This window comes from Ruegeria sp. HKCCD8929 (assembly GCF_013031405.1).
Classification (GTDB): domain Bacteria; phylum Pseudomonadota; class Alphaproteobacteria; order Rhodobacterales; family Rhodobacteraceae; genus Ruegeria.
In genome coordinates this window covers 1-19906 of sequence record NZ_WPZY01000008.1, presented here as the reverse complement: position 1 = coordinate 19906, position 19906 = coordinate 1, and the positions used below count along the sequence as shown (strand labels likewise).

The 19906-nt window shown below is 63.7% G+C and carries 17 protein-coding genes and 1 pseudogene; 7 read left to right on the top strand and 11 right to left on the bottom strand.

Going from position 1 to position 19906, the window contains the following annotated elements:
• Position 1: 1 nt before the first annotated feature.
• The 3 genes from GOX53_RS13780 to GOX53_RS13770 are packed head-to-tail and all read right to left on the bottom strand — an operon-like array spanning position 2 to position 3299.
• Positions 2-1249 (bottom strand): MFS transporter, encoded by a 1248-nt coding sequence (locus GOX53_RS13780; protein ID WP_254446565.1) that lies wholly within the window; start codon positions 1247-1249, stop codon positions 2-4.
• A complete protein-coding gene (locus GOX53_RS13775; RefSeq protein ID WP_171177278.1) occupies positions 1246-2004 on the bottom strand; it encodes a DUF1365 domain-containing protein in 759 nt (252 codons plus the stop codon). Before GOX53_RS13775 ends, GOX53_RS13780 begins: the two co-directional genes overlap by 4 nt.
• A complete protein-coding gene (locus GOX53_RS13770) occupies positions 2001-3299 on the bottom strand; it encodes an NAD(P)/FAD-dependent oxidoreductase (protein ID WP_171177276.1) in 1299 nt (432 codons plus the stop codon). Before GOX53_RS13770 ends, GOX53_RS13775 begins: the two co-directional genes overlap by 4 nt.
• Positions 3300-3417: 118 nt before the next feature.
• Between GOX53_RS13770 and GOX53_RS13765 the strand changes: the two genes are divergently transcribed.
• The 4 genes from GOX53_RS13765 to GOX53_RS13750 all read left to right on the top strand — a co-directional run bounded on the left by GOX53_RS13765 (position 3418) and on the right by GOX53_RS13750 (position 6645).
• On the top strand, positions 3418-4077 hold the full coding sequence (locus GOX53_RS13765; protein ID WP_171177274.1) for a sigma-70 family RNA polymerase sigma factor: 660 nt from the start codon (positions 3418-3420) through the stop codon (positions 4075-4077).
• 10 nt (positions 4078-4087) lie between these two features.
• Positions 4088-4738, top strand: a complete 651-nt coding sequence (locus GOX53_RS13760; RefSeq protein WP_171177272.1) for a ChrR family anti-sigma-E factor — start codon at positions 4088-4090, stop codon at positions 4736-4738.
• A 72-nt stretch (positions 4739-4810) separates the two neighbouring features.
• On the top strand, positions 4811-5881 hold the full coding sequence (locus tag GOX53_RS13755; RefSeq protein WP_171177270.1) for a bifunctional transcriptional activator/DNA repair enzyme AdaA: 1071 nt from the start codon (positions 4811-4813) through the stop codon (positions 5879-5881).
• Positions 5878-6645, top strand: coding sequence for an isocitrate lyase/phosphoenolpyruvate mutase family protein (locus tag GOX53_RS13750; protein ID WP_171177268.1), 768 nt, complete (start codon positions 5878-5880; stop codon positions 6643-6645). Before GOX53_RS13755 ends, GOX53_RS13750 begins: the two co-directional genes overlap by 4 nt.
• On the opposite strand, the gene GOX53_RS13745 is transcribed toward GOX53_RS13750, so the two are convergent.
• The 7 genes from GOX53_RS13745 to GOX53_RS13715 all read right to left on the bottom strand — a co-directional run bounded on the left by GOX53_RS13745 (position 6569) and on the right by GOX53_RS13715 (position 14968).
• Positions 6569-7420 (bottom strand): class II glutamine amidotransferase, encoded by an 852-nt coding sequence (locus GOX53_RS13745; RefSeq protein WP_171177266.1) that lies wholly within the window; start codon positions 7418-7420, stop codon positions 6569-6571. The genes GOX53_RS13750 and GOX53_RS13745 overlap by 77 nt on opposite strands.
• A gap of 175 nt (positions 7421-7595) precedes the next feature.
• Complete coding sequence (locus GOX53_RS13740) at positions 7596-8834, bottom strand: DNA recombination protein RmuC (protein ID WP_171177264.1); 1239 nt, start codon at positions 8832-8834, stop codon at positions 7596-7598.
• Positions 8835-8891: 57 nt separating this feature from the next.
• A complete protein-coding gene (mutL, locus tag GOX53_RS13735; RefSeq protein WP_171177262.1) occupies positions 8892-10781 on the bottom strand; it encodes a DNA mismatch repair endonuclease MutL in 1890 nt (629 codons plus the stop codon).
• 290 nt (positions 10782-11071) lie between these two features.
• Complete coding sequence (locus tag GOX53_RS13730; RefSeq protein ID WP_171177260.1) at positions 11072-12001, bottom strand: metal ABC transporter permease; 930 nt, start codon at positions 11999-12001, stop codon at positions 11072-11074.
• A complete protein-coding gene (locus GOX53_RS13725) occupies positions 11998-13203 on the bottom strand; it encodes a metal ABC transporter permease (RefSeq protein ID WP_171177258.1) in 1206 nt (401 codons plus the stop codon). The genes GOX53_RS13730 and GOX53_RS13725 overlap by 4 nt, the downstream gene beginning before the upstream one ends.
• A gap of 4 nt (positions 13204-13207) precedes the next feature.
• The gene (locus GOX53_RS13720; RefSeq protein WP_171177256.1) at positions 13208-14011 is read right to left on the bottom strand and encodes a metal ABC transporter ATP-binding protein; all 804 of its coding nucleotides are present in this window, start codon (positions 14009-14011) and stop codon (positions 13208-13210) included.
• A 3-nt stretch (positions 14012-14014) separates the two neighbouring features.
• Entirely contained in the window at positions 14015-14968 is a 954-nt protein-coding gene (locus tag GOX53_RS13715) for a metal ABC transporter solute-binding protein, Zn/Mn family (RefSeq protein WP_171177254.1), read from the bottom strand.
• Positions 14969-15165: 197 nt separating this feature from the next.
• Here GOX53_RS13715 and deoC point away from each other — a divergent pair, with 197 nt between their 5' ends.
• The 3 genes from deoC (at position 15166) to GOX53_RS13700 (ending at position 19675) form a co-directional block, all read left to right on the top strand.
• Positions 15166-16155: a deoxyribose-phosphate aldolase gene (gene deoC / locus GOX53_RS13710; protein ID WP_171177253.1), complete on the top strand. Its 990-nt coding sequence runs from the start codon at positions 15166-15168 to the stop codon at positions 16153-16155.
• Positions 16156-16203: 48 nt separating this feature from the next.
• Positions 16204-18537: an aldehyde dehydrogenase family protein gene (locus tag GOX53_RS13705; protein WP_171177251.1), complete on the top strand. Its 2334-nt coding sequence runs from the start codon at positions 16204-16206 to the stop codon at positions 18535-18537.
• Positions 18538-18862: 325 nt separating this feature from the next.
• Positions 18863-19675 (top strand): SDR family oxidoreductase, encoded by an 813-nt coding sequence (locus GOX53_RS13700; protein WP_171177250.1) that lies wholly within the window; start codon positions 18863-18865, stop codon positions 19673-19675.
• 65 nt (positions 19676-19740) lie between these two features.
• On the opposite strand, the pseudogene GOX53_RS29825 reads toward GOX53_RS13700, so the two are convergent.
• Positions 19741-19906 (bottom strand): annotated as a pseudogene (locus tag GOX53_RS29825) (IS630 family transposase); the annotation flags it as partial.

Sequence of the window (19906 nt, the reverse complement as noted above, 5' to 3'; positions counted from 1 at the left end):
ATCAGGTCTCCTCAAGGTCGGTGGTTGCCAGCAGGGCCAGGGCAAGCGCCTTAAGGCCACAGGGCAACGCGGCATAAAACAGGGTGAGCAGGGTCAGCGCCTGGGGCGGATTGGCTGTGCCCGCCTGAAATCCGGCGCCCTCAAGCGCGGGCAGCAACAGCACGGCGGCAAAGGCCAGCGTCAGTTTCGACACGAATGACCACAGCCCAAACCCTTCGGCGGCGGTGGGGGCAACACGCGCCATACGGGCGGCAAAAAGGGCGGGCAGCAGGGTCATGTCGGCCCCGAGCGCCGCACCGGACGCGAGGCAAATCAGGGCAAAGGGCACCACGTCGCCCGCCCCGAGCGTCAGAGCAAAACCGAATGCCAAGATCGAAAGCGTCATGCCTAGGCCGAGTACCTTCGTGGCGCCGTAGCGCTCGGCGGTCCGGCCCCAGAACGGAGCGGCGGCGGCGGCGGACAGAAAGAACAGCAGCAGGAGCGGCCCCTCGGCACCCGGGGCGCTCAGCCGGCTTTCCACGAAGAACAGAAAGAGGGTGGATGAGACAGCGACCGGCGCGGCGTTTAGGAAGCCAATGAAGAGCAGTCGACGCGAGATCCGGTCGCGCAGAACTGGGCCAAAGCCAGAAGCCGCAGGCATATGCGCTGCGTTCCATTCCGCGCGCATCGCGCCTGCAGCCAGCAATGCCAGCACCGCAAAGCCCAGCGCGAAAGCCGCAAGGGGTTGCGCGGTCAGCCCGATCAGCGCCGTCGGAACCACGGCAGCGAGGCATATGCCAAGCAAGGCCCCGGTTTCGCGCCAACGGGCCAGACGCAGATGGCCTGCGGTACCCAGCCTGTCTGCCGTTTCCACGCCTTGTGCATAGAAACTGATGGTCAGAAAGCTGAACGACGAAAAGACCAGCGTCAGCATCAGGGTGAACCAGAGAAGCGGTGCCACGGGCGGCGTGACCGCGAACAGCCCGAGCATGGCGCCGGCTAGAACTGCAACGGCGGCGGCGACGGCGGCGGCCCGATGGGCGCGCAGCGCCTCGGATAAGCGCCCCAGCAGGGGGTCCTGCACGACGTCCAGAAGGCGCAGACCAAACAGAACCGCACCAAGCGCAGCCAGGCTGACCCCATACTGATCCACATAGAACTTGGGAGCGTGAATATAAAGCGGCAGGCCAGCCGCAGCCAGCATCGCAGCAAAGCCCGCAAAAGCGGGCAGCCGCGGGAGCGCTGGGGTATGCGCCTGCGCCATGCTCATCCCCGGCTCACGTCCGGCTTGTGCGGGACGGGCTGGCGACGGAACCCGGCACCTTTGAACCAAAGCTTCAGGGCCTGCCAGTGGATCAGGGTCAACACCCGGCGCGCGCCGATGGGGCGTCGGAGCACGGACCAGAGGATGGCTCGGTTGGTCAACGGTCTGCGGCGCCCGGACAGGGTGGCAATCAGGCCACCCTCTTCGCGGCCATAGTCGATCCAGACCCCTACCCGGTCATCTCGGAAATCGAAACGGAACGTATATCCGCCCTCGCGCGGCTGGAACGGCGAGACGTGCAGCCGTTTGGCCGCCTCCAACCGGTCAGATGCGGTAATCGGGGACAGGTCCGCCTTGTGGCAGACATAGCTGTGTCGGGTGCCAAAGGTGTTGGTGACCTCGGACACAACAGCATAAAGCACGTCACCCTGATCGAAGCAGAACCAAAAGCTGACCGGGTTGAATACGTGACCCAGCACGCGCGGCTGGGTCAGAAGCGCGATGCGTGCGGGTTGCGGCAGCTGATACTCGACGAAAACATCCCGCAGCCATTGGGCGCCGCGCCCGTTGCCGGGCTGCCCTCCGTGGTCAATCTCGTGAAACCCGATCAGGTTCGCCCGATTTCGCGAGAACAGCGCGGGCGCGGTCAGGTCGGCCTCGGGGTCGAGCAGAACGTAGTCCACCGAGTAGCGGAAACCGTTCTGCACCGCCCCCTTGCGCCCATGAAAAGTATGGGCCGGGATATGATCGACACCGCTCATTCCGCCGCCACGCTCATCGCGCCGGTGCGATTGATCGCGTTCGCCACTGAAACGGCGCTGGCCAACCCGTCCTCGTGAAACCCGTTGCGCATCCAGGCGCCGCAGAACCAGGTGGCATTGGCGCCGTTGAACTGGGCCACGTCCTCTTGCGCGGCAAGCGCTGCCAGATCGAAGACCGGGTGCCGGAACACCGCCTCGTCATGGATCAGTTCCTCGCGGATGCGTCGGCGGGAGTTCAGGGTGACAAACAGCGGATCGTCATGCGGGATCGGCTGCAGCGCATTCATCCAATAGGTGATGTCGATGCGGCTGGAATCCGGCGCGGCATCCTCGGTATGTACCCAGCTGGCCCAGCATTTGCGGCGTTTTGGCATCAGCGACGCATCGGCGTGCAGCACGACGTTGTTAGGCTGATACCGGATGGCACCGAGGGCCGCATGTTCCTGCGGGGTCGGATCGGCCAAAAGCGCCAGTGTGTCGTCTGAATGCGTGGCGAACACGACCTCGTCGAAGGTCTCCCACTCGCTGCCGACTGCCTTGACCTGCGGCCCGACCGCGTTGCGGCGGACGGCGTCGATCGGAGCGCCCATCCGCAGCGTGACGCCCTTGCGGCGCATCGCGGCCTCAAGCCGCCGGACATATTCGACCGAGCCGCCCTGAACCGTGTACCACTGATGGTCCCGCTTGGCGTCCATCAAAAGGTGGTTTTCAAAAAACCGGATCATTGCGTGTGCGGGAAAATCCAGAACCTGGTCCTTGGGGGTCGACCAGATCGCGCCGGAAAACGGCTCAAGATAGTATTTGCGAAACCACTCGCCGGTGCCCAGAACATCCAGCAATTGCCGCACCGTGATCGTCCGGTCATCGATATGGTTCAGGGCCTGGGCGTTGAAGTGAAAGAGATCGCGCACCATGCGCAGGAACTTCGGCTGAACCAGATTTCGGCGCTGCGCAAAAAGCGAATCCGCCCCGTGCAGCGCGTATTCGACGGCGCCGCCGCGGGCGGAGACGCCGAAGGTCATCTCGCTTTCCGCAATCGGCACATCCAACCGGTCGAACAGTTCCACCAGGTTCGGATATGTGACTTTGTTGAACACGATAAAGCCAGTGTCGACCGGCTGATCCTTGCGTTTGCCTGCAATAATGGTGCGGGCGTGTCCTCCCAGTCTCGGCTCGGCCTCGAACAGGGTGACGTGGTGACTGTCCGCCAGCAGGTTCGCCGCCCCCATCCCCGAAATGCCGCCACCGATCACGGCGATCTTCCGGGGGGCGCCCGCTATATTTTCAAATGGCATTCTGTTCTCCGGTTTTCTTGGTCTTCTTCTGTCTACGCGCAAGCGGCTGATCCGGATGAAAATAAAAACTTTTCTCTGAACTTATGATCCAGCTTGGGAAGTGGCTCGTAAACCGGGTATGTTTACCGAAACCGACCCCATCACGATTGAGGCCGTGGCAGAGGCTGCGCCTCGACGTGTGCGGACCAGAACGGCAAGGCGAACCGCTGGAAGGAAACCGGTGCACAGAACGAAGGAGCAGCGTGACGCGCAGGGCGAGTGGATCACCCACGTGTTGCGCATTCGGGACAGGCAGGATCAAACCGCGTTTGCCGAGTTGTTTCGGCATTTTGCGCCGCGGGTTAAAGCGTTTCTGATCCGGTCGGGATCGGATGCCGCATTGGCCGAAGAATGCGCACAGGAGGTCATGGCCACCCTGTGGAACAAGGCGCATCTTTTCGACCCCGGACGCGCTTCGGTGGCCACATGGGTGTTCACGATCGCCCGGAACAAGCGCATCGACCTCTTGCGCAAGCAGCGCCGCCCGGAACCCGAGGAATTGACCTGGGGACCGGAGGCCGAGCCCGAACAAGCCGAAGTGGTCGCGCTGCAACAGGAAACCGCGCTGCTGCGCAGAGCCATGCAGGCCCTGCCCGGGGCGCAAAAGGAACTGATCGAAAAGGCGTATTTCGGCGATCTGAGCCATCGCGAGATCGCCGCGCAGACGGGTTTGCCGCTGGGCACGATCAAATCGCGGATCAGGCTGGCATTGGACCGGCTGAGACACGCGATGAACTGAGTGGATAACGATGACCGAGATGATCAAACATCACCTGACGGACGAGTTGCTGATGGCGTACTCCGCCGGAACGCTGCCCGAAGCGTTCAATCTGATGGTGGCCACACACCTGTCCCTGTGCGATGAATGCCGGGCGCAGGCCGAGAGCTATGACGCGGTGGGCGGCAGCCTGCTGGAGGATCAGGCCGAGGCGCATGTGATGAGCGATGGTGCGTTCGAAGCAACATTAGCTCTAATCGCTGAAAACAAGGCGCCGGAGACGACCAAACGCCCGCCATGTTCGGTATTGCCTGCGCCCTTGCAGGAGTATGTTGGCGGAGGCGTCGAGGCGATCCGCTGGAAATCCATCGGCATGGGCGTGCGGCAGGCGATCTTGCCCACGTCGCGCGAGGCCTCCGCGCGGCTGCTGTTCATCCCAGCGGGTGCCGCCGTGCCGGATCACGGGCACCGGGGGATCGAGCTGACAATGGTCTTGCAAGGTGCATTCTCGGACGAGGTCGATCATTTTGCCCGCGGCGACGTTGAAATCGCGGATCAGGATCTGGAGCATACTCCTGTTGCCGATGTGGGCGAGGATTGCATCTGTTTTGCCGTCACAGACGCGCCGCTGCGCTTTACCAGCCTGATCCCACGGCTGGTGCAGCCCTTCCTGCGGATCTGAGTATCCCGAAAATGTGAATCGATGCCCGAAAACCGGCGGCACCGCGCGCCGGTTTTCGGCTAAGGTGCGGGCATGAGATGTGATCTGCCCGATGATGAGACCCTGTTTGCAGCGTTGTTGGCCCGGGATCCCGCGTGGGACGGACGGGCTTATGTGGGCGTGACCTCGACAGGTGTGTTCTGCCGCCTGACCTGCCCTGCGCGAAAACCTCGGCGCGAGAACTGCCAGTTCTTCGCAAGTATCGCTGAGTGCCACGCCGCCGGGTTCCGACCCTGCAAGCGCCGCCATCCGATGGCCCCGGCGGCTGAGGCCGACCCGGCAATCCGGTCCCTGCTGGCCGCGCTCGACGCCGATCCGGCGCGGAGGTGGAGCGAGGCGGATGTGGCGGCGATGGGGTTCGATCCGTCGACCGTGCGCCGCGCCTTCAAGCGCCATTTCGGCACCACGTTCCTTGAGATGGCGCGGCAGGCGCGGTTGCAGGCAGGGCTGACCACGCTGGCGCAGGGCGGGCGAGTCATAGACGCGCAGCTTGAGGCCGGGTTTGCCTCGGGGGCGGCGTTTCGCGAAACTTTCGCGCGCCATCTCGGTCTTCCACCCGGTGCCTTTCGTGCAGATGCGCTGCTGAGGGCCGACTGGTTCGATACGCCGCTAGGCGCGATGGTCGCGGTCAGCGATCAGACCCATCTGCACCTGCTGGAATTTGCCGACCGCAAGGCGCTGCCTGCTGAACTGAAGCGCCTTTACAAAAGTTGCAAGGGCGCGATGGGGTTCGGGCGTTTTGCCCCAACCGACCGGATCAAAGCGCAGTTGGGCAACTATTTCGCAGGCCGTTCAGCCCGGTTCGACGTCCCGCTGGCGCTGCACGGCACGGAATTCACCAAAGCCGTCTGGCGGGAGCTGCAAACACTGCCCGCCGGCACCACCCATTCCTATTCCGACATCGCCCGCCGTCTGAGCCGCCCGCGGGCCGTGCGGGCGGTGGCGCGTGCCAATGGCGCCAACCAGATCGCCATCGTCATCCCCTGCCATCGCGTGTTGGGGGTCGACGGCGCGCTGACCGGCTATGGCGGCGGGTTGTGGCGGAAACAAAAACTCATAGACCTGGAACGGCACTACGTCCCGAAGGAGGCACATCCCGCATGACCCAATCCGACAAGGCCCGCGCCTTTGCCACGCTGCATCAACCCGGTACACCGCTTATCCTCTACAATGCGTGGGACGCCGGCAGCGCGCAGGCGGTGGCAAAAGCGGGTGCGGCGGCCATCGCGACCGGCAGTTGGTCGTTGGCCCGTGCGCAAGGCTATGGCGACGGCGAGGAGATCCCGCTGGAGTTTGCGGTGCAGATCCTCAAACGCATCGTCGCCTCGGTCGAATTGCCGGTCAGTTTCGATTTCGAGGCCGGGTATGCGCAGGACCTCGAGGCGCTGGCCCGCAATATCGAACAGGTGCTTAAGGCTGGGGCCGTGGGCGTGAATTTTGAGGACCGCGTGATCGGCGGCACCGGATTGCAACCCGTCGAGGCACAGGCGCAGCGCATTTCCACCCTGCGCGGCGTGGCCGACACCATGGGCGTTCCGCTATTCATCAATGCCCGGACGGATGTGTTCTTTCAGGGCAGCAAGCCCGACGATCATGCAGGTTTGATGGATGAGGCTAAATCCCGCGCGGCCGCCTATGCCGAAGCCGGAGCGGACGGGATATTTGTGCCCGGGCTGGTGACGCCAGAGTTGATAGGCGATTTCTGCGCCACCGCAACCCTACCGGTGAACATCATGCAAATCGGTCAGGCCCCGGCCCATGCGGCGCTCGCGGAACTGGGCGTTGCGCGGATCAGCCATGGGCCCGCACCGTATCTGACGGCAATGAGCGTGGTGACCGATGCGGCGCGGGCTGCGCTGAAGGTGTGATCCCGGCGGCAACCTGAAACGGGCGTGTTACCAGATCCTCGCCCCGCACCTCGATCGCGGAACCGGCAGGGATTTCAATCCATTTTCCGCTGTCCCCATCCAGCGGTTCGGACGAGACTACGACCCCGCCCGGGCACCGGCAGAAAAACAGGCTGGGCGCAAAGCGGTCCGAGGCGTAGCGGGCCGCATAGAGGCACTTGCCATCGGACCAGCAGGCCGCAAATCGCATGAACGGAAGGGTTCCTTTCTCGCGCGACAAAGCCTCTACCTTTGCCACTGCGCGGGCCATCGCGGCAATCGGATCGGTTTCCAGCCCTTCGCCCAGTGCAATCAGGAATATCGCCTCGCTTTCGGTCGCGCCAAACCGATGGTCATAAAGGTCGGCCGGGATCATCCCGTCGAGCGCCTGCCGGATCCGCTCGTGCCCTCCTGCCTGCCCGTTATGCATGAAGCACCAGCGGCCATATCCGAAGGGGTGGCAATTGTTGCGCGAGGTTGCGGTTCCGGTCGAGGCGCGCACATGCGCCAGGAACAACCCGGACCGTGTATGATGCGCCAGTTGCTTAAGGTTGGCATCCGACCACGCCGGGTGCGTGTCCTTGTAGAAACAGGGCTTTGATCGCTCGGAATACCAGGCGAGGCCAAACCCGTCCGCGTTGATCGGTGTCTTTCCGATATGGGCGTTCCGGCTTTGGTCGACCAGAGATTGCTCCTGATGCAGGACAAGCTCATCGAGATAGCGTGGAGTACCGCTCCAGGCGAGAAACCGGCACATTGTTGGCGTCCGCTTTGCTTGTTGTTTTTCACAGGTCTACGCCTGCGAACGTGCGGAAGCTTTACCAAATTCGCCACGGTACCTTTCGGTAGCCTATCATATGACCACGAAACCTCGTGAGAACGGATCATTTACTCAAACGCCGGGACCTCCGTTGCTGCGCATCCGAAACCGATCAGGCCTCGGGCTTGCTCAGCGGCACAACGTTGGACCCGTCATCAGGCGCCAGTTCCTCAAAATCGAAATTGTCCAGACGCTGGGCGCGCCGGCCCGCCTTTTCGGCGCTGATCTTGATGTCCGAGATATCCTTGGCCGCCTGCCCGAAATGCCGGTCCAGATTGGCCACCCGGTCGCCCAGTCGTTCCACATCCTTGTGTAGCATGCCCAGCTCCTTGCGGATCGCGCCCGCCTGTTCGCGCATCCGGGCGTCCTTGAGGATGGCGCGCATCGTGTTCAGCGTCGCCATGCAGGTGGTGGGCGAGACGATCCAGACCCGCGCGGCAAACCCCTCGCGCACGATGTCGGCGAAATTGGCGTGCAATTCGGCATAGACCGCCTCGGACGGCAGGAACATCAGGGCACCGTCGGCGGTCTCACCATCGATGATGTATTTCTCGGAGATCGCCTTGATATGGGCGCGCAGCGCGGTCTTCATCATCCGCGCGGCCTCCTGCAACTGGCCCTGGGTTTCGGCCCGGCGCAGCGCCTCGTAGGGCTCCAGCGGGAACTTGCTGTCGATCACGATGGGGCCTGGCGGGTTGGGCAGATGGATCAGGCAGTCGGCACGCTTGCCGTTCGAGAGTGTGTGTTGCAACGCGTAGCTGTCGGCGGGCAGTGCCTTGGACACGATATCGTTGAGCTGGATCTCTCCGAACGCCCCGCGTGTCTGCTTGTTCGACAGGATGTCTTGCAGGGACAGCACATCGCCCGACAGTTTGGTGATATTGTCCTGCGCCTTGTCGATAGCCGCCAACCGCTCCTGCAACTGGGTCAGCGAGGTGGCGGTCTGTTTGGACGAGCCGTGCAGGCTCTCCTTCATCCGCTCCTGCATTTCGGCCAGCGCGCGGGCCGATTTCATCGCGTTGTCGGCTAGCCGGTCGTTCATCTGCTGCTGCACCGAGGACAGTCGCGCCTCGACCGTCTGGACCATCTGCACCTGCGCATTGGCCTGTGTGTCTGAAACGTGCTGGAGCCCGCCGCGCAACTGTTCCTGCCCCTGGCCAAGCTGCTGCACGTGCTGGCCAAGGTAGGCCATCTGTTGCGAAAGCGGCGCGGCAAGGCGGGCGGAACGGTTGGCGGCGCGCAAGGCAAGGAAGAGCAACAGAAGGATCAACAGCACGGCGCCTACTGCAGCGAAGGTGGCAATCACCAGAGGGTCGTCCAGGGCGTAGCTGTTGCCTGCAATCTCAATCATCTCAACCTGCGCGTTCTTGTTTTGTTTCTTCTCTTTTAACCCTGCCTGGCGGCGGGATCAACTGCGCCCGAACAGCCGCTCGATATCCGCCAGTTTCAGCTCCACGTAAGTCGGGCGGCCATGGTTGCACTGGCCGGAATGGGGCGTGGCCTCCATCTCGCGCAGCAGGGCGTTCATCTCTTCCGCCCGCATCCGGCGGCCCGAGCGGACCGAACCGTGGCAGGCGACGCGGCTGAGGATCGCTTCGATCCGGGCCTGAACGGTCTGGGATTCGCCCTGATCGGCCAGCTCGTCGAGGATGTCGAGGATCATGGCGCGGGCGTTGACCTCACCCAGAATGGCGGGGGTTTCACGCACGGCAACAGCACCGCCGCCGAAGGGCTCAACGGTCAGACCCAGCTTTGACAGGTCGTCCGCCACCGCCATCAGGCGGGCGCAGTCGCCCTCGCTGAGCTCCACGATCTCGGGGATCAGCAGCGCCTGCGCGGCGACGCCGTTCTCGGCCATCTGGTGTTTGAGCTTCTCATAGACCAGCCTTTCATGCGCGGCGTGCTGGTCGACAATGACCATGCCGTCAGCGGTCTGGGCGATGATGTAGTTCTCGTGCACCTGACCGCGGGCGGCGCCCAGCGGCAGCTGTTCAGCCTGTGGCTCGGCGGGCGGGGCATCCGCCGGGTGAGCGTCCTCGCGCGGTGCGGGATCGACCACGTGGCCACTGTAGCTGTTCGACAGCTCCGCAAATCCCGGCGCCTGGGCCTGATAGGCGGCCTGCCGCGCGCCAGCCGAGGGCCGGTCCATCTGGTAGACCCGCGCCGGGCCGGGGGTGGCAGGTTCCGGACGCATGGCGCCCAGGGTGGCGCCCGCGACGGTGGATGAGGCGCGGTGGCCCGCGTCGGCCAGCGCGTGCCGCAGGGCCGAGATGATCAGGCCGCGCGCCACACCGGGATCGCGAAACCGCACCTCGGATTTGGCCGGGTGCACGTTCACGTCCACCAGCGTCGGATCGCAGTCGAGAAACAGCGCCGCCGCCGGGTGGCGGTCGCGGCTGAGAAAGTCGAAATAGGCGGCGCGCAGGGCACCGGTCAGCATCTTGTCCCGCACCGGGCGGCCATTGACGAAAAGGTATTGCGCCACCGCCGCACCCCGCGAATAGGTGGGCAGAGCCGCATAGCCATAGAGCCGGATACTATCGCGGGTGGCGTCTATGCGCAGGGCGTTTTCGGCGAACTCGCGCCCCAACACCCGCGCCAGCCTTGCGTGCAGCGCGTCGAACAGGTCTCCGTTCTCGCGGTCGGCGCGGAACACCACGCGCCCTTCGCCGCCGCCGGAGACGTCGCGCAGGGTGAAGGTGATCGCAGGTTCCGCCATGGCGAGGCGTTTGACGGTGTCGGAAATCGCCTGCGCCTCGGCCCGGTCGGTCCGCATGAATTTCAACCGCGCGGGCGTGGCAAAGAACAAATCGCGCAGCTCGACCACCGTGCCGGATCGCAGGGCGGCGGGTTTGACCGGCTCGACCTGCCCGCCCGCGACGCGGATCGAAGCAGCCTCGCCCCCGGGAACGCGGCTGGTGATGGTCAGGCGGCCAACGGCACCCAGTGAGGGCAGCGCCTCGCCCCGAAACCCGAACGTGTGGATGTTGAGCAGATCCGAGCCGTCGATCTTCGAGGTCGCATGACGGGCCAGCGCCAGCGGCAGGTCCTCTGCCGCGATCCCGCAGCCGTCGTCGGTGACGCGAATCAGCGTCTTTCCCCCGTCCGCGATGTCGATTGCGATCCGGCTAGCCCCGGCATCGACGGCATTTTCAACCAGTTCCTTGACCGCCGAGGCAGGGCGCTCCACCACCTCTCCGGCGGCAATGCGATTGATTGCGGCCTCATCCAGTTGCCGGATCGCAGGCCGAGTGACCGCGGGGCCATTTTCGTCGATATTGGGGTTTGCATGCGCCATACCCCAATACCTAGCATGGCTGGTCGCGATTCTGCCACCGGTTTGATGAGAAATAAGGCCCGAAAAAGGGGTCGCCCGACCGCTCCCGTCCGTGCCAGCCCACGCGTATGGTGGCAACCGTCTCGGGATCGGCCGGGCGGATTGGTGAGTGGTGGTGGTTACTTGGCCCCTTCCGGCCCAATCATCACAACACAGGTGCCGCACGAAAACAGCCCCTGACCGGAATTGTCAGGTGTCTGAGCAGGGTTCAGCCGATTTCCGCAGCCGACGATTGGCGAGAAAACGCCAAATCAAGCCTGGCTGGGGGCTCCGGTCCGGGTCCTGCAAGGGCCGAATATTGCTGCCAGCGCCAGGATCAGACCCGACGTGGTGGCGATCATTCCGGCTGCGCTGACCGCGTCCGCTCCGCCCAACCAGAGGGGGCCGTAGCCCGCAAGGATATAGCCGGAGACGGCTGAGATTACGGCAAAAATCACGCTCCAGGCGACTTGGCCTTCAAGCTGGTTGGTCATCATACGGGCTGCTGCGGGCGGGCAGATGAACATGGCGATCACGATGATCGAGCCTACGGCGTCGAAAGCCGCAACCGCCGCGATGGCGGCAACGATCACAAGCGCCAGCCCCAACAGATTGGTGCGGATGCCGACGGTGCGGGCAAAGCCTTCGTCAAAGGTCGAGAGTTTGAGCGGGCGCCACAACAGCCAGGTGAACAGGATCACCCCGATCAGGGTCACGAACATGCGCGGCAATTCCACCGGCAGGCCCGCCAGCGCCTCGGCGTCCCATAGCGAGGCCCAGCCGGTCGCGTCCAACCAGATCAGGCTTTCCAGATTGCCGTAAAGCGCATGTTCCACGTCCAGATGCACGGTCGAGGTGTCGGTCTGCTCCAGCAGCAGCACACCGCCCGCGAACATGGTGGTGAACACCACGCCCATGGCCGCGCCCGGTTCGATCCGGCCCAGACGGCGGATCGCCTCGATCAGCACCACGGCGACCACCGCCGCCCCTGCCGCGCCCAGCATCATTGGCCAGGCGGCAATCACGCCCGAGATCAGGAAGGCCACCACGATACCGGGCAGCACCACGTGGCTGATGGCGTCCCCGATCAGAGCCTGGCGGCGCAGCACCAGAAAGTTGCCCGGCAGGGCGCAGGCGACGGCGGCAAAGATCCCGATCAGGAGCGGGGTCAGGGAGAGGGGGACGAACTCTTCTCCGCTCATGACGGGATTCCTTGCGGGCCGCCGATGCGGCGGTCGATATCGGCGATCTGGTCACGGGTCAGCACGGTCTCGATGTCGCGCAGACCGTCATAGAGCGCGGCGGCGGCCTCATGCGCCAGATCGGTGCGCACAATCTCCCAGCGTTTTTCGTCGCGCAGGGCTTTGGCGGCGCGGGCCTTGCCGGTATCGGTTGCGACACCATCCGCTCGCACGAGGCCCGCACGGCGCAACAAGCGCAGGGTGAGCTTTTCATAAATCGGCTGGCCTTGGGCCAGCGCCAGCAGCCCCTGCCGCAGGTGCACCCGGCGTTGGAAGCGCATGTGGCGCAGGATGGCGGCCAGTACACCCCGGCCCGGGGCGAGGAATAGCGACAGCGCGAAGAAAGCAAAGCTGACCAGCACGATGATCGGTCCGGTGGGCAGGTTCGGGGCTGAGGCCGACAGCGCCGCGCCGAGATAGCCCGCCAAGCCCCCCGCGATACCGCTAAGCAGCACCACTCGGTCCGAGCGTTCGGTCCAGAAGCGGGCGGTGACAGGCGGGATGATCAGAAGGGCGACGATCAGGATCAGGCCGACAATCTTGAGGCCCACCACCGTCACCGCCATCACCAGCCCCATCATGGCCAGGTCGATCCGGTCCACGGGCAACCCGCGCGCGGCGGCGTATTCCGGATCGAAGGCCACCAGTGTCATCGGGCGCCGCATCAGCAGGATCAATGCCAGCGTACCGGCGCCGCCGATGGCTATCACCAGCGCGTCGGCCCAGAGCATACCGGCGGTCGAGCCCAGCAGGAACCCTTCGAGGCCCGCTTGTCGGCCCGAACCCATGGTCTGGATCACCGTGAGCAGCACGACGCCAAAGCCGAAGAACACCGACAGCACCGCGCCGATGGCCGCATCTTCGGCCAGCCGGGTGTTGCGGGTCAGCCAGTTGAGGCACAAAAGGCCCACCCAGGCGGACACCGCCGATCCAGCCAGAAGGCCCACCAGATTGCGCCCATCGCCGCCCAACGCCACCATGGCCATGAAGGCGATGCACACACCCGGCAAGGTGGCGTGGCTGATCGCGTCGCTCACCAGCGCGCGTTTACGCAAAAACAGGAAAGTGCCGGTAACGCCCGCCGAGACCCCCAACAGGGTCGCACCGATGACCACCAGCGTGGCGTTGTAGCCAAGCTGGAGAAACAGTGCATCCCAGAGCATGATGTTACCCAAGCGCCTTAGCCAACTGATCCACTTGCGCTGTGGCCAGACGGCCTCCGTAAGCGGCTTGCAGTGTTTCGGCGGTGAAGGCCTCGGCCACCGAACCCTCGGCCACTTTGCGTGTGTTGATCAGGAAGACATGGTCGAAATAGTCAGTGACGGTGGCGAGGTCATGATGCACCACGACCACGGTTTTGCCCGCCTCGCGCAGCGACTTCAGCACGCTGATGATTGCCTTTTCGGTGGCCGCATCGACCCCTGCAAAGGGTTCGTCCAGCAGATAAAGGTCAGCCTCCTGCGCCAGCGCGCGGGCCAGGAATACTCGCTGTTGCTGGCCGCCGGACAGCTGACCGATCTGGCGGTCGACAAAGTCGTGCATGCCGACGCGATTCAGGCAGTCCATCGCCTTGGCCGTGTGGCGAGCGCGCAGGCGGCCCAGCAGGCCCAGTTCGCGATAGAGCCCCATCAGCACCACGTCGATGACGCGGGTGGGAAAATCCCAGTCCACACTTGCGCGCTGCGGCACATAAGCGATGCGGGCGCGCTGATCGTCCAGCGGCTTGCCGAAGACCGATACCTGACCCGAGAGCGGTTTGACGATACCCAAAGCGGCCTTGAGCAGGGTCGATTTACCCGCCCCGTTGGGCCCGATGATTGCGGTCATCGCGCCGGGCCGCACGGTCATGTCCACCGAGAACACCGCCGGTTTCTGCCCGTAGGACACGGTCAGTCCCCGGATCGCCAGCGGGCTGTCCCCGAGCGGTGGCGTTTTGATGGCCTTACCGTGATCGCTTACCAGATCCAGCATCGCTCAGAACCCCGCCGACAGTTTGCCATCCATGCCGCGCGCGGGCACGTCGCCGTCCAGCGCCCCGGCAATCACGGTGATGTTGTGATCGAGCATGCCCAGATAGGTGCCCTCATAGGTGCCGGGCTCGCCCATTGCGTCCGAGAACAGCTCACCACCAACCTTGACCTCATGCCCCTTGGCAGCGGACCCCTCGACAAGCGCACGGATCGAGCGATCCGAGACCGAGCTTTCCACGAAAACAGCGGTGATCTTGCGGTCAACAAGCAGGTCGACCAGTTCGCCGATCCGGTTCAGCCCCGCCTCGGACTGGGTCGAGATGCCCTGAATGCCCAGCACCTCAAAGCCGAAGCTCTGGCCAAAATAACCGAATGCGTCATGGGCGGTCACCAGCACCTTGTTGTGCTCGGGCACTGTGGCCAGCGTCTTTTGCGCATACTCCGCCAGCCGGTCGATATCAGCCAGATGCGCCTCGGCATTGGCGGCGAAAAGATCGGCAGCTTCGGGGCGCGCCTCAGTCAGCGCCTCTTGCACCTCGATCACCACGTCGCGCCACAGCTCGGGGGTCATCCACAGATGCGGGTCATATTTGTCGGCATAGTCGTCATGGGCGCGCAGCTTAGCCTTGTCCACACCCTCGGCCACGGCCACCACCGTACGCTTGCGGTCGAGGTCGTGAAAGAACTCTTCCATCTGCGCCTCAAGGTAGAGCCCGTGCCACAGCACCAGATCGGCGCGGGTCATCGCCACGATATCGCTGCGGGTCTGGCGATAGGCATGCGGATCGACGCCGGGGCCCATCAGCCCCTTCACCTCGACCTGATCACCGCCCACCTGCCGCGCGGCATCGGCGATCATGCCGGTGGTGGCGACGATCTTGAGCGGCGCTTCAGCCCAGGCGGCAAGCGGCAGGCTTATCACCAGGCTCAGTGCCAAAAGAAAGCTGCGACGAATCATGACGACTCCCATTAGCTGTGTTGAGAATGAATATGCGAACCATTCGCAATTATGTCAACGCAATTGAGAATTATTCGCAAGAAAGGTATGTTTTTGTCCATTTGGTCAAAAAATCTGAACTCAGACCCGCCAAGCCCGCTTGCCATTCCGCTTCGGCTCATGCGATTTTGGCCCTGAACCTCCCAAAGGAAACGATGATGGAAACGCAGAGCCTTGAGCGCACCGCGCATCTGCCGCAAGTGACCGAGCCCCGCAATCCGGGGATGGAGCTTGATCTGGACTGGGTGCGGGCGGTGCAGGCCAACACCTCGGCCATCGAACGCCGGGCCGCGACGCTGCCGGGGCGGCGGTCGGTGAAGAAAGATTATCAGGCGGCGTGGCTGTTGAAGGCGATCACGATGATCGACCTGACCACATTGTCGGGTGATGACACGGTGGGCCGCGTGCGGCGGCTGTGTGCCAAGGCGCGGCAGCCGGTCTCGGGCCGGACGCTTGACGGTTTGGGCATGGACCCGATCACCACCGGCGCGGTTTGCGTCTATCACGACATGATCGGCACGGCGGTCGAGGCGCTGAAGGGCACCGGCATTCCGGTGGCCGCTGTCAGCACCGGCTTTCCAGCGGGTCTGTCGCCGTTCCACCTTCGGGTGGCCGAGATCGAAGAGAGCGTGAAGGCAGGTGCCGAAGAGATCGACATCGTGATCTCGCGCCGTCACGTGCTGTCGGGCGACTGGCAGGCGCTTTACGATGAGATGAAGGCGTTCCGCACCGCCTGTGGCGAGGCGCACGTGAAGGCGATCCTTGCGACGGGCGAGCTGGGGTCGCTGCGCAACGTGGCCCGTGCCTCGCTAGCCTGCATGATGGCGGGGGCGGATTTCATCAAGACCTCGACCGGTAAAGAGAGCGTGAATGCCACGCTGCCCGTCTCGCTGGTCATGATCCGCGCCATTCGCGATTTCTACGACCGCACCGGGTATCGGGTGGGCTACAAACCTGCGGGCGGTATCTCCAAGGCCAAGGACGCGCTGGTGTATCTGTCGCTGATCAAGGACGAGTTGGGCGACCGTTGGCTGGAGCCTGACCTGTTCCGGTTCGGGGCCTCGTCGCTGTTGGGCGATATCGAGCGGCAGTTGGAACATCACGTGACCGGGGCCTATTCGGCCGGGTACAGACATGCAGCCGGATAACCCGGTGGCTGAGGTCCGGACCGTGAGTATTTGGGAAAAGATGAAGTCATGACTGTCAAAGAGATCTTCGAAACGATGGATTACGGCCCCGCCCCCGAAAGCGCTGCCGAGGCGCTGGCCTGGCTGGTGGATCAGGGCGACCGTTTTGGTCATTTCGTCAATGGGGCCTTCACCGAGCCCGGCGACGGGTTCGAAAGCCGCAATCCGGCGACTGGAGAGGTGCTGGCAACGCTGAGCCAGGCGACGCAGGCCGATGTGGACGCTGCCGTCGCTGCTGCCCGCAAGGCGCAGCCGAAATGGGAGGGCTTGGGGGGTGCTGGCCGGGCGCGGTATCTTTATGCCATCGCGCGGCTGTTACAGAAACACTCTCGCCTCTTTGCCGTGCTGGAGAGCTTGGATAACGGCAAGCCGATCCGCGAGAGCCGGGATATCGACATCCCTCTGGTGCAGCGGCATTTCTACTATCACGCCGGTATGGCGCAACTGATGGAAAGCGAGTTGCCCGAGGCTGAGGCTTTGGGTGTTTGTGGCCAAATCATCCCGTGGAACTTCCCGCTGCTGATGCTGGCGTGGAAGATCGCGCCCGCGCTGGCGATGGGCAACACGGTGGTGCTGAAACCTGCGGAGTATACCTCGCTGACCGCCTTGCTGTTTGCCGATATCTGTACGCAGGCCGGGCTGCCCAAAGGTGTGGTCAATATCGTCACCGGCGATGGTGCCGTGGGCGAGATGATCGTGACCTCGGACGTGGACAAGGTTGCCTTTACCGGCTCGACCTCGGTGGGCCGCCGTATTCGTGAGGCGACGGCGGGTTCGGGCAAGGAGCTGACCCTGGAGTTGGGCGGTAAGTCGGCCTATGTCGTGTTCGACGATGCCGATATCGATTCAGCCATCGAAGGGCTGGTCGATGCGATCTGGTTCAATCAGGGGCAGGTCTGCTGCGCCGGCTCGCGCTTGCTGGTGCAGGAAGGCATCGCCGAGCGGTTTCACGACAAGCTGCGCGCGCGGATGGACAAGCTGCGGGTCGGTGATCCGTTGGACAAGTGCATCGACATTGGTGCGGTGGTGGACCCGGTGCAGCTGCAGACCATCAAGGGTCTGGTCGAAAGCAACACCGCCGGTCACACCCATCACGCCGCTTGCGAGTTGCCCGAGAACGGCTGCTACTATCCACCAACGCTGATCACGGGGTTGGAGACCAGCGATCCGCTGATGCAAGAAGAGATCTTTGGCCCGGTTCTGGTGTCGTCCACCTTCCGCACCCCGGAAGAGGCGGTGGAACTGGCCAACAACACCCGCTACGGGTTGGCCGCGACGGTGTGGACCGAGAACGTGAACCTCGCGCTGGATATCGCGCCCAAGCTGGTTGCGGGTGTGGTCTGGGTGAACGCCACCAACCTGTTCGACGCCGCTGCCGGGTTTGGCGGTGTCCGCGAGAGCGGCTTTGGCCGCGAAGGCGGCTGGGAGGGCTTGAGCGCCTATACCCGTCCCAAGGGCAAGGCCAAGCCGCTGGCAAAGATCGAGGCCCTGACGGGCGAAGGTGGCCCGGTCGATCCAATCGACCGCACGGCCAAGATGTATGTCGGTGGCAAACAGGCGCGACCCGACGGCGGCTATTCGCAGCCTGTCTGGGGTAAGTCCGGCCTGCTCGGCCATGTGGGTGTGGCCAACCGCAAGGACGTGCGCAACGCGGTCGAGGCTGCAGCGGGCGCCAAGGGGTGGGGCAAAACCACCGGGCATCTGAGGGCGCAGATCCTCTATTACATCGGTGAGAACCTGTCGGCCCGTGCCGGCGAGTTCGCGGCGCGCATCGACGCAATGACCGGCAGGAAGTCCGGCGCGAAAGAGGTTGAGGCCTCGATCCAACGCCTGTTCACGGCTGCCGCCTGGGCTGACAAGTATGACGGTCAGGTGCATGGTGTGCCGATCCGCGGTGTGGCATTGGCGATGAAAGAACCGGTGGGTGTGATCGGTGCGCTCTGCGCCGATGAGGCGCCGCTGCTGGGCCTGGTCTCGGTCCTGGCGCCGGCGATTGCGATGGGCAACCGGGTGGTGCTGGCGGCCAGCGAGCCCTATCCGCTGGCGGCGACGGATTTCTACCAGATCCTCGAAACCTCGGACGTGCCCGCAGGTGTGGTCAACATCCTGACCGGCAGCCATGCCGAGATCGCGAAGCCGCTGGCGGCGCATCTGAACGTGGATGCGGTGTGGAGCTTCTCTTCGACTGACCTCTCGGGCGAGATCGAGAAGGCCGCGGCAGGCAACATCAAACGCACTTGGGTCAATAACGCCGCGTCGCTGGATTGGCATGCAGATCACACACGCCGCTTCCTGCTACAGTCGACCGAGATCAAGAACATCTGGGTGCCCTACGGCGAGTAGGGCTCCCGCGTCACGGGAGTAAAAAATTGGTGAGTATTTTGCTTAAGGTCTTAACGCCGTGATCGATGACCGCAGAGTGTACTCCGAGTGCGGCTCTCGAATAATCGAAGTCGTGAGTGACAAAAATGGCCTTTATACTCTTCAGGAGTTCGCTCGACGATACGATCCAGAAGAAGAAGTAACTTATGAAGTTAGACTCGAGCCTAACATCAGCAGTAAGTTTGAAAAATTCGATACAGCCTTGAACGAAGCAAAAAGGTTGATTGACCTCTGACTACTTCGCTGGAGAGGTAGCGCTAAGAAGTTCATTACAGTGAGGCCTCAAATGGATTTTTCTGAAAAAACCGCCATTGTCGTTGGCGGCACCAGCGGCATCAACCGGGGCATTGCCGAGGGGTTCGCGGCCTCGGGCGCGAAAGTGGCGGTGGCAAGCCGGTCGCAGGAGAAAGTGGACGACACGGTTGCCGCGCTGAAGCAACTGGGCGCTGCGGATGCAATCGGCGCGACCTTCGACGTGCGCGATGCCGAGGCCGTGGCGGGTGGTCTGAAGCAGTTCCACGAAGCGTTCGGTGATTTCGACGTGCTGGTCTCGGGCGCGGCAGGGAACTTCCCGGCGCTGGCGGCAGAGATGTCGGTGAATGCGTTCAAAACGGTGATCGATATCGACCTGATGGGCACAATCCATGTGATGAAAGGGGCGTATCCGTTCCTCAAGCGCCCCGGCGCCAGCATCATCAACATCTCGGCACCACAATCCTATTTGCCCTATGAAGGGCAGGCCCATGTCTGTGCGGCGAAGGCGGGCGTGGACCAGATCACCCGGACCCTGTCGATGGAATGGGGGATCGAGGGGATACGCGTGAACTCGGTGGTGCCGGGCTTCATCGAAGGCACCGAGGGCGCGAAACGGCTGGCCCCCACGCCGGATGCCGAAGCCAAGTTCAAAGCGGACGTGCCCTTGGGCCGCTGGGGTCAGCCGCAGGACGTCGCCAATGCCTGCCTGTTTCTGGGCTCGGACATGGCGGGCTACATCAGCGGCACGGTGCTGGCGGTGGATGGCGCGCTCTATCAACGCGGCTCGGGGCGTCCGGGACAGATGATCGGGCAGATGCTGCGGTCGGTGTCCCGCAAAAGCTGACAACCTTTTCTTGCAACATTCGGGCCGGGCGAAGCCGCTTTCAAGCGGCTTAAAGCCTCCCGCCATTAACCTGAGACATAGCCGGCAGCCTTGAAGTAGTTCCAGCACTCTTGTGGCGAGTAGAGGTCGCAGACCTGTGCGATGGCCTCGAACATGTCGGTGAAGGTGCGCGCCCCGATCCGCCGGAGGTGGGCCTTGAATTTGGAGAAGGCCTGTTCGATGGGGTTGAGG

What these genes read in the sequence shown, in the direction of transcription:
- GOX53_RS13720 (WP_171177256.1), bottom strand. Translation starts at nt 14,011, where the DNA reads ATGCTGGATCTGGTAAGCGATCACGGTAAGGCCATCAAAACGCCACCG.
- GOX53_RS13775 (WP_171177278.1), bottom strand. Translation starts at nt 2,004, where the DNA reads ATGAGCGGTGTCGATCATATCCCGGCCCATACTTTTCATGGGCGCAAG.
- GOX53_RS13770 (WP_171177276.1), bottom strand. Translation starts at nt 3,299, where the DNA reads ATGCCATTTGAAAATATAGCGGGCGCCCCCCGGAAGATCGCCGTGATC.
- GOX53_RS13765 (WP_171177274.1), top strand. Translation starts at nt 3,418, where the DNA reads ATGTTTACCGAAACCGACCCCATCACGATTGAGGCCGTGGCAGAGGCT.
- GOX53_RS13745 (WP_171177266.1), bottom strand. Translation starts at nt 7,420, where the DNA reads ATGTGCCGGTTTCTCGCCTGGAGCGGTACTCCACGCTATCTCGATGAG.
- GOX53_RS13700 (WP_171177250.1), top strand. Translation starts at nt 18,863, where the DNA reads ATGGATTTTTCTGAAAAAACCGCCATTGTCGTTGGCGGCACCAGCGGC.
- GOX53_RS13730 (WP_171177260.1), bottom strand. Translation starts at nt 12,001, where the DNA reads ATGAGCGGAGAAGAGTTCGTCCCCCTCTCCCTGACCCCGCTCCTGATC.
- GOX53_RS13780 (WP_254446565.1), bottom strand. Translation starts at nt 1,249, where the DNA reads ATGAGCATGGCGCAGGCGCATACCCCAGCGCTCCCGCGGCTGCCCGCT.
- GOX53_RS13715 (WP_171177254.1), bottom strand. Translation starts at nt 14,968, where the DNA reads ATGATTCGTCGCAGCTTTCTTTTGGCACTGAGCCTGGTGATAAGCCTG.
- GOX53_RS13705 (WP_171177251.1), top strand. Translation starts at nt 16,204, where the DNA reads ATGACTGTCAAAGAGATCTTCGAAACGATGGATTACGGCCCCGCCCCC.
- GOX53_RS13740 (WP_171177264.1), bottom strand. Translation starts at nt 8,834, where the DNA reads ATGATTGAGATTGCAGGCAACAGCTACGCCCTGGACGACCCTCTGGTG.
- deoC (WP_171177253.1), top strand. Translation starts at nt 15,166, where the DNA reads ATGGAAACGCAGAGCCTTGAGCGCACCGCGCATCTGCCGCAAGTGACC.
- mutL (WP_171177262.1), bottom strand. Translation starts at nt 10,781, where the DNA reads ATGGCGCATGCAAACCCCAATATCGACGAAAATGGCCCCGCGGTCACT.
- GOX53_RS13750 (WP_171177268.1), top strand. Translation starts at nt 5,878, where the DNA reads ATGACCCAATCCGACAAGGCCCGCGCCTTTGCCACGCTGCATCAACCC.
- GOX53_RS13725 (WP_171177258.1), bottom strand. Translation starts at nt 13,203, where the DNA reads ATGCTCTGGGATGCACTGTTTCTCCAGCTTGGCTACAACGCCACGCTG.
- GOX53_RS13755 (WP_171177270.1), top strand. Translation starts at nt 4,811, where the DNA reads ATGAGATGTGATCTGCCCGATGATGAGACCCTGTTTGCAGCGTTGTTG.
- GOX53_RS13760 (WP_171177272.1), top strand. Translation starts at nt 4,088, where the DNA reads ATGACCGAGATGATCAAACATCACCTGACGGACGAGTTGCTGATGGCG.